10 protein-coding genes and 1 riboswitch are annotated in these 14,504 nt (G+C 66.9%); of the genes, 7 read left to right on the top strand and 3 right to left on the bottom strand.

Translation table 11 applies throughout. The annotated features are described in order from the left end of the window. Nucleotides 1-33 precede the first annotated feature (33 nt). Nucleotides 34-429, bottom strand: coding sequence for a cobalamin biosynthesis protein (locus tag HWQ56_RS17880; RefSeq protein ID WP_176571341.1), 396 nt, complete (start codon nucleotides 427-429; stop codon nucleotides 34-36). Nucleotides 430-819: 390 nt separating this feature from the next. Continuing rightward, nucleotides 820-1,014: riboswitch (cobalamin riboswitch) on the top strand. A gap of 96 nt (nucleotides 1,015-1,110) precedes the next feature. Between HWQ56_RS17880 and cobW the strand changes: the two genes are divergently transcribed. From cobW to HWQ56_RS17860, 4 genes are read left to right on the top strand one after another with little or no spacing between them, the layout of a single operon-like run. Next, nucleotides 1,111-2,178: a cobalamin biosynthesis protein CobW gene (cobW, locus tag HWQ56_RS17875; RefSeq protein WP_176571340.1), complete on the top strand. Its 1,068-nt coding sequence runs from the start codon at nucleotides 1,111-1,113 to the stop codon at nucleotides 2,176-2,178. A 3-nt stretch (nucleotides 2,179-2,181) separates the two neighbouring features. Then, the gene (gene cobN, locus HWQ56_RS17870) at nucleotides 2,182-5,940 is read left to right on the top strand and encodes a cobaltochelatase subunit CobN (RefSeq protein WP_176571339.1); all 3,759 of its coding nucleotides are present in this window, start codon (nucleotides 2,182-2,184) and stop codon (nucleotides 5,938-5,940) included. Continuing rightward, on the top strand, nucleotides 5,940-6,941 hold the full coding sequence (locus HWQ56_RS17865) for a magnesium chelatase ATPase subunit I (RefSeq protein ID WP_158158174.1): 1,002 nt from the start codon (nucleotides 5,940-5,942) through the stop codon (nucleotides 6,939-6,941). Before cobN ends, HWQ56_RS17865 begins: the two co-directional genes overlap by 1 nt. A gap of 17 nt (nucleotides 6,942-6,958) precedes the next feature. After that, the gene (locus tag HWQ56_RS17860; RefSeq protein ID WP_245217775.1) at nucleotides 6,959-7,600 is read left to right on the top strand and encodes a vWA domain-containing protein; all 642 of its coding nucleotides are present in this window, start codon (nucleotides 6,959-6,961) and stop codon (nucleotides 7,598-7,600) included. A gap of 106 nt (nucleotides 7,601-7,706) precedes the next feature. Here the strand turns inward: HWQ56_RS17860 and HWQ56_RS17855 are convergent, their stop codons facing one another. Continuing rightward, the gene (locus tag HWQ56_RS17855; RefSeq protein ID WP_158158175.1) at nucleotides 7,707-7,976 is read right to left on the bottom strand and encodes a hypothetical protein; all 270 of its coding nucleotides are present in this window, start codon (nucleotides 7,974-7,976) and stop codon (nucleotides 7,707-7,709) included. Between the two features lie 329 nt (nucleotides 7,977-8,305). Between HWQ56_RS17855 and HWQ56_RS17850 the strand changes: the two genes are divergently transcribed. Together HWQ56_RS17850 and HWQ56_RS17845 are read left to right on the top strand one after the other, a co-directional pair. Beyond that, complete coding sequence (locus tag HWQ56_RS17850) at nucleotides 8,306-9,631, top strand: sigma-54 dependent transcriptional regulator (protein WP_176571338.1); 1,326 nt, start codon at nucleotides 8,306-8,308, stop codon at nucleotides 9,629-9,631. A 260-nt stretch (nucleotides 9,632-9,891) separates the two neighbouring features. Further along, complete coding sequence (locus tag HWQ56_RS17845) at nucleotides 9,892-10,425, top strand: cupin domain-containing protein (RefSeq protein WP_158154047.1); 534 nt, start codon at nucleotides 9,892-9,894, stop codon at nucleotides 10,423-10,425. On the opposite strand, the gene HWQ56_RS17840 is transcribed toward HWQ56_RS17845, so the two are convergent. After that, nucleotides 10,422-11,318, bottom strand: coding sequence for a LysR substrate-binding domain-containing protein (locus tag HWQ56_RS17840; RefSeq protein WP_176571337.1), 897 nt, complete (start codon nucleotides 11,316-11,318; stop codon nucleotides 10,422-10,424). The genes HWQ56_RS17845 and HWQ56_RS17840 overlap by 4 nt on opposite strands. Nucleotides 11,319-11,471: 153 nt before the next feature. On the opposite strand from HWQ56_RS17840, the gene ydiJ reads away from it, so the two are divergent. Continuing rightward, nucleotides 11,472-14,492 carry a D-2-hydroxyglutarate dehydrogenase YdiJ gene (gene ydiJ / locus HWQ56_RS17835; protein WP_176571336.1) on the top strand — a complete coding sequence of 1,007 codons (3,021 nt, stop codon included), beginning with the start codon at nucleotides 11,472-11,474 and terminating at the stop codon, nucleotides 14,490-14,492. Nucleotides 14,493-14,504 lie beyond the last annotated feature (12 nt).

Raw genomic sequence — 14,504 nt, 5'->3', positions numbered from 1 at the left:
ACATTCAGGTGGCGCACGCTATATAAAGCCCGATTATCCGGGATTTTTGCCCGGCTGCGCCAATGCCAGGGTCGCCTGGGCGTTTTTTTGTCGCGTGACCCGCAGCGTGGCGCCTTTGCCCGCCATGGCCAGCGCGGTGCTTTCGGCCACGCCGTGGCAGCCCGTGTGGGCGAACGCCAGCGCGGAGCGATGGGTCAGTTGGCCTTCGAAGGCCGCCAGTTGCTCTGCGCTGAATACCACCAGCGTCAGCCCCAATTCGCTGGCCAGTTGCAGCAGGCCGGGTTCGTCGGCCTTGAGGTCGATGCTGCCGATGCCGGCCAGGTCGGCGCGGGTCAGGCCGTGGCGGGCGAGGGTGGTGTCAAGCAGGGCAGCCAGGGCGCTGGCGGGGCAATGGCGTTGGCAGCCGAGGCCGGCGAAAAGGGAGGGCATGCTGGGTCCTGGAGTTTGGCTCAGGTTGCTTGATGATTGTGGGGTGTTTTGAGGTGCATGTCTTGGGTTTATTGCGTTCTCAAGACCGAGCGCCGCCCGCGCGGCGCTTCCCGGGCAAGCCCGGTCCCACATCTGTTTCGGGCCAGTTATGCCTGTGGCATCACCTGGTCGGCTTTGTTGGTTCACTGCAGATCTGTGTTGATGCCAACAAGGGCGGCCAAGGTGGCCTCACAGACAAGATTGGCCCTAAATACCTGTGGGACCGGGCTTGCCCGGGAAGCGCCGCGCGGGCGGCGCTCGGTCTGAAGGGCGCCAGAAAAACCAAGGCAGGCACCTGCCCACCCCACCGCCCACTCACCCCCAACCGATTGACCTTCCCCCCCACACTGCGTAGCCTTGCACCTTCGAGGTTCTCCGCCCAGCGGAGCCAAGATGGGAATGCGGTTGAAGCCGCAGCTGCCCCCGCAACTGTAAGCGGTGTGCGCCCTGGCGATACCACTGCGCTGCACGCGCGGGAAGGTGCCAGGGCCGAGCCTGAGGGCCGACGCCGCAAGCCAGGAGACCTGCCTCGACACAGACTTCCACTTCAACCGGGCGGGGTGATCCGGTGGCGAATGCACCCGCGTGCCTGGCACCCGCGGTTCTCGTCCCATATGCCCGCCATCCTGCCAAGGGCATCCGATGAAAACACTGGCCAAGCTTCCCGTCACTATCGTTACCGGCTTCCTCGGCTCGGGCAAGACCACCTTGCTGCGCCACATGCTGGACAACGCCCAGGGCCGTCGCATCGCGGTCATCGTCAACGAATTCGGTGAGCTGGGCATCGACGGCGAAATCCTCAAGCAGTGCACCATCGGCTGCACCGAGGAAGAGGCCACGGGCCGCGTTTACGAGTTGGCCAACGGCTGCCTGTGCTGCACCGTGCAGGAAGAATTCTTCCCGGTGATGCGTGAACTGGTGGCGCGCCGCGGCGACCTTGACCACATTCTCATCGAAACCAGTGGCCTGGCCCTGCCCAAGCCCCTGGTGCAAGCGTTCCAGTGGCCGGAAATCCGCAGTGCCTGCACCGTCGACGCAGTGATCACCGTGGTCGACAGTCCAGCCGTGGCCGCCGGCACCTTCGCCGCCTTCCCGGACCAGGTCGACGCCCAGCGCAAACTGGACCCCAACCTGGACCACGAGTCGCCCCTGCACGAGCTGTTCGCCGACCAACTGGCCAGCGCCGACCTGGTCATCCTCAACAAGGCCGACCTGATCGAACCCGAGGCCCTGGCCGCCGTGCGCCGTGAAGTTGCCGAAGAGCTGCCACCAGCGGTCAAGGTCATCGAGGCGAGCAGCGGCCGTTTGCCGCTGGACGTGCTGCTGGGCCTGGGCGCCGAGTCGGAAGAGCACATCGACGGCCGTTTGACCCACCACGACCACCATCACGACGACGAAGACCACGACGACCACGATCACGATGCCTTCGACTCGATCTCCATCGAGCTGCCGCAGGCTGAAGAAGCGCGCCTGCTCGACGCCCTGACCACCCTGGTGGTCAAGCACGGCATCCTGCGCGTCAAGGGCTTCGCGGCGATTCCCGGCAAGCCGATGCGCCTGCTGATCCAGGGCGTGGGCACCCGGTTCGACAAGCACTTTGACCGCGCCTGGGGCGCCGAAGAAGCGCGTACCACGCGCCTGGTGCTGATCGGCCAGGAACTGGACGCCGCGCTGCTGGAAAGCCAGCTGCGCGCCGCGCTGAACGGTTAAGCCATGCACCTGCTGAGAACCCAGCCCGGCGGTTTCGTGCCGGACGACAGTATCGCCGACCTGGGCCAGACACCGGCCGAGCTGGTGATTCTCTGCAGCGGTGACTCCCACCTGGCGCTGCTGGCCGAAGCGGCCCTGCAGCTGCCGGACGATTTCCCGACCTTGCGCCTGGCCAACCCCATGCAGGTGCAGAACCATGCCTCGGTCGACCTCTACGTCGACCAGGTGCTGCGCCACGCCAAGGTCATTCTGATTTCCCTGCACGGCGGTATCGGCTACTGGCGCTATGGCGTCGAGCAACTGGTGGCCCTGGCCGAACGCGGCGTGCAGTTGATCCTGGTGCCAGGTGACGATCGCCCGGACCCGGCGCTCAGCGACCTGAGCACTGTGGACCGCGAGGCAGCCGAGCGCCTGTGGCACTTCCTGCGCCAGGGCGGCATGGGCAACGCGTTGTCGCTGTTCAACTGCCTGGCCAGCCAATTTCTGGGGCGCGCCTACCCCTGGGAAGAACCCCGGGCCTTACCGCGCACCGCCATTTACCACCCCGCCTGGCACGACGCGACTCTGGCGCACTGGCAGGCCGACTGGGTACCGGGGCAGCCTGCCGTACCGTTGATCTTCTACCGCTCGCATCTGCAGGCAGCCAACACCGGCTTTGTCGACGTGTTCTGCCAGCGCCTGCAGGCGGCGGGCCTCAATCCTTTGCCCATCGCCGTGGCCAGCCTCAAGGAGGCCGGCTGCCTGGCCCAGGTCGAGGACTGGCTCGATGCGGTCGATGCGGCGGTGATCCTCAACACCACCGGCTTCGCCCAGTCCAATCCCGAAGCCCCGCACCTGCGGCCGTTTCGCCGTGACATCCCGGTGATCCAGGCGATCTGCGCCCAGGACAACCAGCCTGGCTGGGAAGCCAGCGAGCAGGGCCTGGGCGCCCGCGACCTGGCCATGCACATCGCCCTGCCAGAGCTGGACGGGCGCATCATCAGCCGGCCCATCTGCTTCAAGGACCTGGCCTGGCGCAGCGAGCGCAGCCAGTCGGACGTGGTCTGCTATCGCCCCCATGCCGAACGCATGGACTTCGTCGCCGAACTGGCGCGGCGCTGGAGCGAGCTGGCGCGCTTGCCCAACGGCCAGAAGCGCATCGCGCTGATCCTGGCCAACTACCCGACCCGCGACGGTCGCATCGGAAACGGCGTGGGCCTGGATACCCCGGCGGCCGCGCTGAATATTCTCGCCGCCCTGCTACAGCAGGGTTACCCGGTGCAGGACCTGCCCGCCAATGGCACGGCCCTGATCCAGGCGCTGCTGGGCGGCGTCAGCAACGACCTGGAAAGCCTGGACCTGCGCCCCTGCGCCCAAAGCATGGCCATGGATGACTACCTGGCCGCTTTCGCCCGGTTGCCCGAGGCCAACCAGCAGGCGGTGCGCGAGCGCTGGGGCGAACCCGCTGCCGACCCGATGTGCCGCAGTGGCCGCATGATGGTCGCCGGCCTGCGCTTTGGCCTGACCTTCGTGGGTATCCAGCCCGCCCGTGGTTACCACCTGGACCCCAGCGCCGTGTACCACGACCCCGACCTGGTGCCGCCCCATGGCTACCTGGCCTTCTACTTCTGGCTGCGCCACGCCTACGGCGCCGACGCCGTGGTGCACGTGGGCAAGCACGGCAACCTGGAGTGGCTGCCAGGCAAGGGCGTGGGCCTGTCTGCGGAGTGCTGGCCTGACGCGCTGCTGGGGCCGATGCCCAACGTCTATCCTTTCATCGTCAATGACCCAGGGGAGGGCGCGCAGGCCAAGCGCCGTACCCAGGCGGTGATCATCGACCACCTGATGCCGCCGCTGACCCGCGCCGAAACCTATGGGCCGCTGCGCGACCTGGAGCGCCTGGCCGACGAATACTACGACGCCCAGTTACTGGACCCGCGCCGGGCCCGCGAGCTGCAACGCGAGATCCTGGGCCTGGTGCGCGACGCGCAGATCGACCGCGAACTGCAACTGGACGCTGGGTGGGACAGCGACGCCGACGCCGCCCTGTGGCTGCCGCGCCTGGACACCTACCTGTGTGACCTGAAGGAATCACAGATTCGCGACGGCCTGCACATCTTCGGCGAATCGCCCCAGGGGCGGCTGCGGATCGACACCCTCGCGTCGCTGCTGCGCATCCCCCGAGGTGACGGCCGTGGCGCCCATGCCAGTTTGATTCGTGCCCTGGCCCGCGCGCTGGAACTGGGTTTCGACCCATTGGACTGCGACCTCGGCGATCCGTGGGAAGGTGCTCGGCCAGCCTGCCTGCAGGCCATGGGCGATGACAGCTGGCGCACCGCCGGGGACACCCGTGAGCGCCTGGAACTGTTCGCCGCACAGTTGATCGAGCAAGCCTTGGCCACCCCGGCGCGAACGGCATGGCCCGAAGTGGACCTGATTCTCGAGGGCCTGCGTGAAACCGTGGCCCCGCGCCTGGACGCCTGCGGCCCAGCCGAGATCGGTGGGCTGCTCGCCGCCCTGGCGGGGCGCTTCGTGCCTGCCGGTGCCAGCGGCGCGCCCAGCCGGGGGCGCCTGGACGTGCTGCCCACGGGGCGCAACTTCTTTTCCGTGGACGTGCGCAACCTGCCCACCACCACCGCCTGGCGCATCGGCTTTGCCTCGGCGAACCTGATCCTGGAGCGCCACCTGCAAGACCACGGTGACCATTTACGCCAATTGGGGCTGTCGGTGTGGGGCACGGCGACCATGCGCACGGGCGGCGATGACATCGCCCAGGCCATGGCCCTGATGGGCGTGCGCCCGGTGTGGGCCACCGGCAGCCAGCGGGTGGACGATTTCGAGATCTTGCCGCTGAGCCTGCTGGACCGCCCCCGAGTGGACGTGACGCTGCGTGTGTCCGGGTTCTTTCGCGATGCCTTCGCCAACCTGCTGCGCCTGTTCGATGCCGCGGTGCAGGCGGTGGCGGCCCTGGACGAACCCGACGACCTCAACCCGCTGGCGGCCAAGGTCCGCGCCGAGCAGGCCGCCTTGCTGGACCAGGGCATCGACGCCGAGCAGGCGCGCCGCGAGGCAGGCTGGCGCATCTTCGGCGCCAAGCCCGGTAGCTACGGGGCCGGCGTGCAAGGCGCCATCGATGGGCGCTTGTGGCAAACCCGCGATGACCTCGCCGAGGCCTACTTGAACTGGGGTGGCTACGCCTATGGCGCCGCCGATGAAGGCACCCCGGCCAGAGGGCGTTTCGCCCAGCGCCTGAGCCAGGTGCAGGCGGTGGTGCAGAACCAGGATAACCGCGAGCACGACCTGCTCGACTCCAATGACTACTACCAGTTCCAGGGCGGCATGCTTGCCGCCGCCGAGACCCTGGGCGGCAAGGCCACCGCCAGCTACCACGGTGACCATAGCCAGCCGGACGTGCCACGCATCCGTACCCTCAAAGAGGAACTCAACCGGGTGGTGCGGGCGCGGGCAGTGAACCCCAAATGGATCGACGGCGCCAAGCGCCACGGTTATAAAGGGGCGTTCGAACTGGCTGCGACGGTGGACAACCTGTTCGCCTTCGACGCCACCACCCACTTGATCGACGACCACCAGTACGCCTTGCTCACCGAGGCCTACGTGCTGGATGCCGACACCCGAGGTTTCATGCAGCAGCACAACCCCCACGCCTTGCGCGACATCACCGAACGCTTGCTGGAGGCCCAGCAACGCGGCCTGTGGGCTGAGCCGGGTGAGTACCGCGAGGCCCTGGAAACGCTGCTGATGGATATGGAAGAAGACACCTGATGCGCGATATTCCCCATTTCCCCCTGGCTGCCGTGGTGGGCGCCGATGCGCTGAAACTCGCGCTGTGCCTGAGCGCCATCGACCCCCGGATCGGCGGTGTGCTGATCGAAGGCCCGCGGGGCATGGCCAAGAGCACCCTGGCCCGCGGCCTGGCCGATCTGCTGGCCAGCGGTCAATTCGTCACCTTGCCCCTGGGCGCGACCGAAGAGCGCCTGGTAGGCACCCTGGACCTGGACGCCGCGCTGGGCGAGGGGCGGGCACAATTTTCCCCCGGGGTGCTGGCCAAGGCCGACGGTGGCGTGCTGTACGTGGATGAGGTGAACCTGCTGCCCGACCATCTGGTCGACCTGCTGCTGGACGTGGCCGCCAGCGGCGTCAACCGGGTGGAGCGCGATGGCATTTCCCACCGCCACGCCGCGCGCTTCGTGCTGATTGGCACCATGAACCCAGAAGAGGGCGAACTGCGCCCGCAGTTGCTCGACCGTTTCGGCCTCAACGTGGCACTGGACAGCCAGTCGCCACCCCAGGAACGTAGTCAGATCATTCGCCGCCGCTTGGCGTTCGACGCCGACCCCCATGGGTTTTGCGCTGAATGGGCCGGCCGCCAGGACGCGTTGCGCCAGCGCTGCCAGATGGCTCGGGACGTGCTGGAGGAAGTCCCGCTGGACGACGAGGCGCTGGCCGTCATCACGCAACGTTGTTTTGCCGCCGGCGTGGACGGGCTGCGCGCCGACCTGGTGTGGTTGCGCGCAGCAAGGGCCCATGCGGCTTGGCGTGGCGCGCTGGCCATCGAGGCGCAGGACATCGATGCGGTGGCCGAATTCGCCCTGCGCCATCGCCGTCGTCAGCCGCCCGAAGCGCCCGACAGCGCGCAACCGCCTGCGTCCGGTGGCGATGCCGGGCAGCACAGCAGTGCCCAGGGCCAGTGGGGCAGCCTGCCGCCCCAGGCCACGCCCATGGGCCAGCGGCGTGAGGTCCCGAGCTGGCCAAAAAAGCCCTGAGCACCCGCCAGCGCCCCGTGGCGGGTGCGCGACCCAAGGGCGGCGGGCAGCAAGGTCGGCGTGGTCGCGCCCGGGCCGCCAGCAACGGTACGGTAGATTGGGCGGCGACCCTGTTACAGGGCCGGCCACGCCTGGCGTCCGACCTGCGCTGGCGCCAGCGCCGGGGCAGTGCCGCCGAGTTGTGGCTGGTGGTGGTGGATGCCTCGGCGTCCACGCGCCGGCGTCAGGCCCTGGCTGACGCCAAAGGCCTTCTGGCCGAACTCTTCGATCAAGCCTACCGCCAGCGCGCGCGCCTGGCCTTGTTGACCGCCAGTGGCGAGCAGCCCCACTGGCAGCGCCATGGGTTGAAGGCGTCGCAAGGCTTGCAGCCCTGGTTGCAGGCGCTGGGGGCGGGTGGCGGCACGCCGTTGCTGGCGGCGCTGCAGCAGGCCGGCGAGTGGCTGGCCAGGCGAGCCAAGGCGTTTCCCCATGAAGTCCGCCGGTGCCTGATCGTGACCGATGGGCGGATCAAGCGCGCGCACGCCATCGCGCCGCTGCCATGTCCGGCGCTGCTGGTGGATATCGAACGAGGGGCCATCCGCCTGGGCCGCGCTCGGGACCTGGCCGACGAGCTAGGCGCGGATTATCAACATATAGACAGTGTGCCAGGCACTTTATAGCGTACAGTCAGCAAGTCCTGCGCGTGAATGGACAGGTTAAGGCAACCGGGGTTAATTAATACTGATGACTGCCCAAGTTGCCACTTCCTGCCATTGCCGGTGCTCTTTATTGTGCTGGCATGCTCCAGGGTTGCAGCGCATAACCACCCTGGGCGAGTTCGGCGCGTACTTCTTCCAGCAAGTGTTGCCACTGCGCCGGGTCCGAGTAAGTGCTGCTCGGTACTTGCTTGCGGCCAATGCTGTTGCGGGTGCGGTCTACCACGGTCAGGCTCAGTTCGCCGTTGCCATCCTGCGGGGCCCAGGCCACGCACTGGAAGGGTTCGAAGGCGTGGCCGGCAATCAGAAGTGCTTCGTTGACACGCAGCGGGGCGTTCATGGTTTTCAGTCTCTCTCGTGTGCCCGGAAAAGGTTCAAAGGCCGCCGGTGAGTCACGCCGGTAGTGCCCATGTCTGTTTGTACTGATGCTGCCAACCGGGCAACAAGTCACACGCGGGCAGAAAAATAGGCAACGTTTTTTACCGGTTTTTTTCAACGTTCGGTTAGACGTTGAAAAGCAAGTGAAATTCCCCCGCGCGGTGAAAAGCCGCAGGTCGTTTGCAGACCAACGGTCCTAGGCAGCGTCAAGTTAATTGCTACTGTTACAGACGCGAGCGCCAACTGTCTGTTTCTAATAACTTTTATACTTCTGGCGCCAAGGAACCGGTCATGCTCGAGATGGCAACCACACGACGCCTGTTAATTGTCGACCCCTGCGAGGACTGTCACCAGTTGCTGCCTGGTTTGCGCACCGTGGGCTGGGAGGTGGACAGCTGCGGGCTTGACGAAGCCGGTGACCGCCCGTGCGATGTGGGCCTGTTACGGCTCCAGCCGTTTCACCTGGAGCGGCCCGAAGCCGTCAAGGACCTGATCAGCCGCAGCAACACCGAGTGGATCGCGGTACTCAACCAGGACGTGCTGCGCCTGCAGAACGTCGGTGACTTCGTTTGTGAATGGTTCTTCGACTTTCATACGCTACCGTTCGACGTGTCCCGGGTGCAGGTCACCCTCGGGCGGGCGTTTGGCATGGCGCGGCTGCGCGGGCAGGGCGCTGTGCACGTCAACCAGCCGGAACATGAACTGCTGGGCGACAGCCGGCCCATCCGTGACCTGCGCAAGCTGCTCAGCAAGCTCGCGCCCACTGAATCGCCCGTGCTCATTCGCGGGGAAAGCGGCACGGGCAAGGAATTGGTAGCGCGCACCCTGCACCGCCAATCCCAGCGCCACGCCAAGCCGTTCGTGGCGATCAATTGCGGGGCAATCCCTGAGCACCTGATCCAGTCCGAGCTGTTCGGCCATGAGAAAGGCGCGTTCACCGGCGCGCACCAGCGCAAGATCGGGCGGATAGAAGCGGCCCATGGGGGGACCCTGTTCCTGGATGAAATCGGCGACCTGCCCCTCGAACTGCAAGCCAACCTGTTGCGCTTCCTGCAGGAAAAGCACATCGAGCGGGTGGGCGGTAGCCAGCCGATCGCCGTCGATGTACGGGTGCTGGCCGCCACCCATGTCAATCTGGAGTCGGCCATCGGCGCCGGGCGGTTCCGCGAAGACCTGTATTACCGTCTCAATGTGCTGCAGGTGGTGACGGCGCCATTGCGCGAGCGTCACGGTGACCTGTCGATGCTGGCCAACCATTTCGCCCACTTCTACAGCCAGGAAACCGGGCGCCGGCCGCGCAGCTTCAGTGAGGATGCATTGATTGCCATGGGCAAGCACGATTGGCCGGGCAACGTGCGCGAACTGGCGAACCGGGTGCGCCGCGGTCTGGTGCTGGCCGAAGGGCGGCAGATAGAGGCCGCGGACCTCGGGCTGATGAGCCAGGCGGCCACCGTGGTGCCCATGGGCACTCTGGAAGACTACAAGCACCGCGCCGAGCGCCAGGCCCTGTGCGACGTGCTCAACCGCCACGCGGACAACCTCAGCATCGCCGCCAAGGTACTGGGCATCTCGCGCCCTACCTTCTACCGGTTATTGCACAAACACCAGATCCGCTGACCGGTAGCAGCGGACCTGGCCGCGTCGGCGGCGCCTGCGGTCTGCCTGATGCTACGCGGCGGCTGGGACGCGGCCAGGTCCGCTGCTACAGCGGTTGGCGTAAAGTAGGGTTGGCTGCGTCGGCGGTGCCGCGAAGTTCCTGTGCTAGGATGAAACCGGTTTCAGATTGCGCTGAACAGCCGGAGATATTCATGCCCCTTATTCGACGTGACGTCGCCAAGCTGGCCCTGTTGGCTGTGCTTGGCCCAGCAGGCTCACTGATGACCCGAGCCCAGGCGACCCCCGCCGTGAAGACCTTGATGTTTCCCACCGCCCATGACTGGGTGCCCAACAATCCGCGCCTGCCCGTTCTGATCTACCCGCAGGCCATTGCCGTGCAGGGCAGCGACCCTGCCGCCTTGTTCGAGCGCACCTTCAGCGCCAACGGCTGGCCCCCGCAGTGGCGCTACGGTGTGTTCGACTACCACCACTACCACACCCAGGGGCACGAAGTGCTAGGGGTGTTCAGTGGCCAGGCGCGGTTGATGCTGGGTGGCCCCGGCGGTGAGGAGGTGCAGGTGAGCGCGGGCGATGTCCTGTTACTGCCTGCCGGGACTGGCCACCGCAACCTGGGCTCCAGCACTGACTTCCAGGTAGTGGGCGCCTACCCGCCGGGCCAGCAGGGCAACATCTGCCGACAGGCGCCGACCCCGGCGCAGCGGTCTGCCATTGCCGCGCTGCCATTCCCCGACCAGGACCCGGTGCAAGGCGCCCACGGCGCAGTGGCCCAATACTGGGTGCCAAACCGCGCCTAGACGTCGCGCTCGGCCGTGTCCAGCAACCAGTGGCGGAAGGCATCCAGCGCCGGCAGCGCCTGGTTGCGCGGCGGGTACACCAGGTAATAGCCCCGTGCGCTGGCGTAGGGCAGGGTGGGGCAGGTCAGTTCGCCGCTGGCCAGTTCGTCGGCGATCAGGATGCGTGGCACCAGGCCGATGCCAATGTCCGCGCGTACCGCCTGCACCAGGTGCGAGGTGAGCTCGAAACTGGGCCCCAGGCGCATGGTCTGGTGAGGCAGGCCATGGTGCGTGAACCACTCGCCCCAGGCGTTGGCGTTGTTGGCGACACTGAGCAGCACCTGCTGGCTGATGTCCACGGGGCTCCACTGCGCCCGCGTGGCCTCCAATGTCGGCGATAGGATCACCATCAGTTCCTCGGCGTGCAGCCGGTGGCAGATCAGTCCGGGCAGTTCGCCCGTGGCCACCACGATGGCGGCGTCGATGCCACTGGTGGCGAAGTCCACCGGTTCGATGCGCGAATTGATGTGCACCAGCACGTCGGGGTGGTGGCGGTAGAATCCATGCAGGCGCGGCAGCAGCCATTTCGAGCCGAAAGTGGGCAGGGTCGCCAGGCGCAGGCTGCCCGCGCCGGCCTGGTGGGCCATGGCGTGTAACGTGGCACTGCGCACGCGGCCCAGTGCCTCGGCAATCTCGCGCTGATACAGGCGGCCGACGTCGGTGAGTTTTACTGCGCGGCCCTCGCGGCGGAACAGCGTAACCCCCAATTGCTGTTCCAGGGCTTGCACCTGGCGGGTCACGGCGCTCTGGGTCAGGGACAGTTCGGTGGCCGCGCGGGTGTAGCTTTCATGGCGTGCGGCGGCCTCGAACGCCAGGAGCACGGACATGGAGGGCGTGAGGTTGCGGTAATTCATTCGTAAAAGTCATTAAAGGTGGCGGCAATATCGGTTTGTGCCTGGCGCCGAAGTCCGGGAACATGGGCATCATCCACTACCTGGGCGGCTGTTGACCATAGGCGCCCTGGCCGTATTCATGATTTGCCTGACATAAAACGAGGCCATCCCCCGATGATCGCCCACCTGACCGGCACCGCCCCGGCCACCCTGTACCCTGATTTCCTCGACGCCCTGCGCAGCGCCGGTTTCCGCGGCCAGATGAGCACCGACTATGGCACGCGCACGGTGCTGGCCACCGACAACTCCATCTACCAGCGCCTGCCCCAGGCCGCGGTGTTCCCGCTGGACGCCGACGACGTGGCGCGCGTCGCCGCGTTGATGGCCGAACCACGCTTCCAGGCGGTCAAGCTGACGCCGCGCGGCGGCGGCACCGGCACCAACGGCCAGTCGCTGACCGACGGTATCGTCGTCGACCTGTCGCGGCACATGAACGGTATTCTCGAAATCAACGTCGAGGAACGCTGGGTGCGGGTGCAGGCCGGTGTGGTCAAGGACCAGCTCAACAAGGCCCTCAAGCCCCATGGCCTGTTCTTCGCCCCGGAACTGTCCACCTCCAACCGCGCCACCGTGGGCGGCATGATCAACACCGACGCCAGCGGCCAGGGCAGTTGCACCTACGGCAAGACCCGCGACCACGTGCTGGAATTGCACAGCGTGCTGCTGGGCGGCCAGCGCCTGCATAGCCTGCCGTTGAACGAGGCCGAGCTGGCTCAGGCCTGTGCGCAACCGGGCCGGGCCGGCGAAGTCTACCGGGTGGCCCGCACCATCGAAGAAACCCAGGGTGAGCTGATCGAGCGCACCTTCCCCAAGCTCAACCGCTGCCTGACAGGCTACGACCTGGCGCACCTGCGCGACGAGCAGGGGCGCTTCAACCTCAACAGCGTGCTGTGCGGGGCCGAAGGCTCGCTGGGTTATGTGGTGGAAGCCAAGCTCAACGTGTTGCCGATCCCAACCTACCAGGTGGTGGTCAACGTCCGTTACAGCAGCTTCATGGACGCCCTGCGCGATGCCAATGCCCTCCTGGCGCACAAGCCATTGTCCATCGAGACCGTGGACTCCAAGGTGCTGCTGCTGGCCATGAAGGACATCGTCTGGCATGCCGTGGCCGAGTATTTCCCCCAGGACCCGGGTCGCCCGACCCTGGGGATCAACCTGGTGGAATTCGCCGGTGACGACCCGGCCGAGGTCAACGCCCGGGTGGCGGCGTTCGTGGAGCACCTGCAGGCCGACACCAGCATTGAACGCCTGGGCCACACCCTGGCCGAAGGCGCCGCAGCGGTGAACCGCGTGTACACCATGCGCAAGCGCTCGGTGGGCCTGCTGGGCAACGTCGAAGGCGAGGTGCGCCCGCAGCCGTTCGTGGAAGACACCGCGGTACCGCCTGAGCAACTGGCGGACTATATCGCTGACTTCCGCGCGCTGCTCGACAGCCATGGCCTGGCCTATGGCATGTTCGGCCATGTGGACGCCGGCGTGCTGCACGTGCGCCCGGCGCTGGACATGAAAGACCCGGCCCATGCCGCACTGGTCAAGCCGATCTCCGATGCGGTGGCGGCGCTGACCCAACGCTACGGCGGCCTGCTCTGGGGCGAGCACGGCAAAGGCCTGCGCTCGGAGTACGTGCCAGCCTACTTCGGTGAGCTGTACCCGACGCTGCAAGCGCTCAAGGGCGCTTTCGACCCACACAACCAGCTCAACCCCGGCAAGATCTGCACCCCGCCCGACAGCGCCGAAGGGCTGATCAAGGTCAACGAAGCACCGATGCGCGGCGACTACGACCGCCAGATCGACGAGCGCGTGTGGCAGAGCTTCGGCAGCGCCGTGCACTGCAACGGCAACGGTGCCTGCTACAACTTCGACCCCGACGACGCCATGTGCCCGTCGTGGAAAGCCACCCGCGAGCGCCAGCATTCGCCCAAGGGCCGGGCCTCGCTGATCCGTGAATGGCTGCGCTTGCAAGGCGCGGCGAATGTCGACGTGCTGGCCGCCGCCCGTGGCAAGGCCGCCTGGGCCAAGGGCCTGCCGAGCCGTCTGCGCAACAACCTGGCGCGCCGCCGCGGGCAGCAGGACTTTTCCCATGAGGTCTATGACGCCATGGCCGGTTGCCTGGCATGCAAGTCGTGCGCGGGGCAGTGCCCGGTCAAGGTCAACGTGCCGGAATTCCGTTCGCGGTTCCTGGAGCTGTACCACGGCCGCTATCAGCGCCCGCTGCGTGACTACCTGATCGGTTCGCTGGAATTTACCCTGCCGTACCTGGCCCACGCCCCGGGCCTTTACAACGCGGTGATGGGCAGCCGGCTGGTCGGGCGCCTGCTGGAAGGGCAGGCCGGCATGGTCGACAGCCCGCTGCTCAGCCGCTACAACCTGCAGGCGACTCTGACCCGCTGCAAGGTACAAGTCGCCAGCCTGCCGGCCCTGCGCGAGCTGACCCCGGCCCAGCGCGAGCGCAGCGTGGTGCTGGTGCAGGATGCCTTCACCCGCTATTTCGAGACACCGCTGCTGGCCTCGTTCATCGAACTGGCCCACCGCTTGGGGTTCCGCGTATTCCTGGCACCCTACAGCGCCAACGGCAAGCCACTGCATGTGCAGGGCTTCCTGGGCGCCTTTGCCAAGGCTGCGATCCGCAACGCCACCCAGCTCAAGGCGCTCGCCGACTGCGGCGTGGCCCTGGTGGGGCTGGACCCTGCCATGACCCTGGTGTACCGCCAGGAATACCTCAAGGTGCCGGGGCTGGAAGCCTGCCCGAAGGTGGCCCTGCCCCAGGAGTGGCTGATGGATGTGCTGCCCGAACACGCCGCCCGTGGCACGGGCAGCTTCCGGCTGATGGCCCACTGCACCGAAAAGACCAATGTGCCCGCCAGTACCCGGCAGTGGGAGCAGGTGTTCGGGCGCCTGGGCTTGAACCTGGTCACCGAGGCCACCGGCTGCTGCGGCATGTCCGGTACCTATGGCCACGAGGCGCGCAACCAGGCCACTTCGCGCACCATCTTCGACCAGTCCTGGGCCGGCAAGTTGGCCAAGGACGGCGAAGCCCTGGCCACCGGCTACTCGTGCCGCAGCCAGGTCAAGCGCATGGCCGACAAACAGCTGCGTCATCCGCTGGAAGTGGTGTTGCAGCAGCTGCTCGGCTGATACGGCGCGGCC

The organism is Pseudomonas eucalypticola, assembly GCF_013374995.1.
GTDB classification, from domain to species: Bacteria; Pseudomonadota; Gammaproteobacteria; order Pseudomonadales; family Pseudomonadaceae; genus Aquipseudomonas; species Aquipseudomonas eucalypticola.
This window is presented reverse-complemented; position numbering and strand designations above follow the sequence as displayed.

Excerpts from the sequence above, each read along its gene's own strand:
- HWQ56_RS17880 (WP_176571341.1), bottom strand. The coding sequence starts at position 429 with ATGCCCTCCCTTTTCGCCGGCCTCGGCTGCCAACGCCATTGCCCCGCC.
- HWQ56_RS17845 (WP_158154047.1), top strand. The coding sequence starts at position 9,892 with ATGACCCGAGCCCAGGCGACCCCCGCCGTGAAGACCTTGATGTTTCCC.
- HWQ56_RS17840 (WP_176571337.1), bottom strand. The coding sequence starts at position 11,318 with ATGAATTACCGCAACCTCACGCCCTCCATGTCCGTGCTCCTGGCGTTC.
- cobN (WP_176571339.1), top strand. The coding sequence starts at position 2,182 with ATGCACCTGCTGAGAACCCAGCCCGGCGGTTTCGTGCCGGACGACAGT.
- cobW (WP_176571340.1), top strand. The coding sequence starts at position 1,111 with ATGAAAACACTGGCCAAGCTTCCCGTCACTATCGTTACCGGCTTCCTC.
- HWQ56_RS17865 (WP_158158174.1), top strand. The coding sequence starts at position 5,940 with ATGCGCGATATTCCCCATTTCCCCCTGGCTGCCGTGGTGGGCGCCGAT.
- ydiJ (WP_176571336.1), top strand. The coding sequence starts at position 11,472 with ATGATCGCCCACCTGACCGGCACCGCCCCGGCCACCCTGTACCCTGAT.
- HWQ56_RS17855 (WP_158158175.1), bottom strand. The coding sequence starts at position 7,976 with ATGAACGCCCCGCTGCGTGTCAACGAAGCACTTCTGATTGCCGGCCAC.
- HWQ56_RS17850 (WP_176571338.1), top strand. The coding sequence starts at position 8,306 with ATGCTCGAGATGGCAACCACACGACGCCTGTTAATTGTCGACCCCTGC.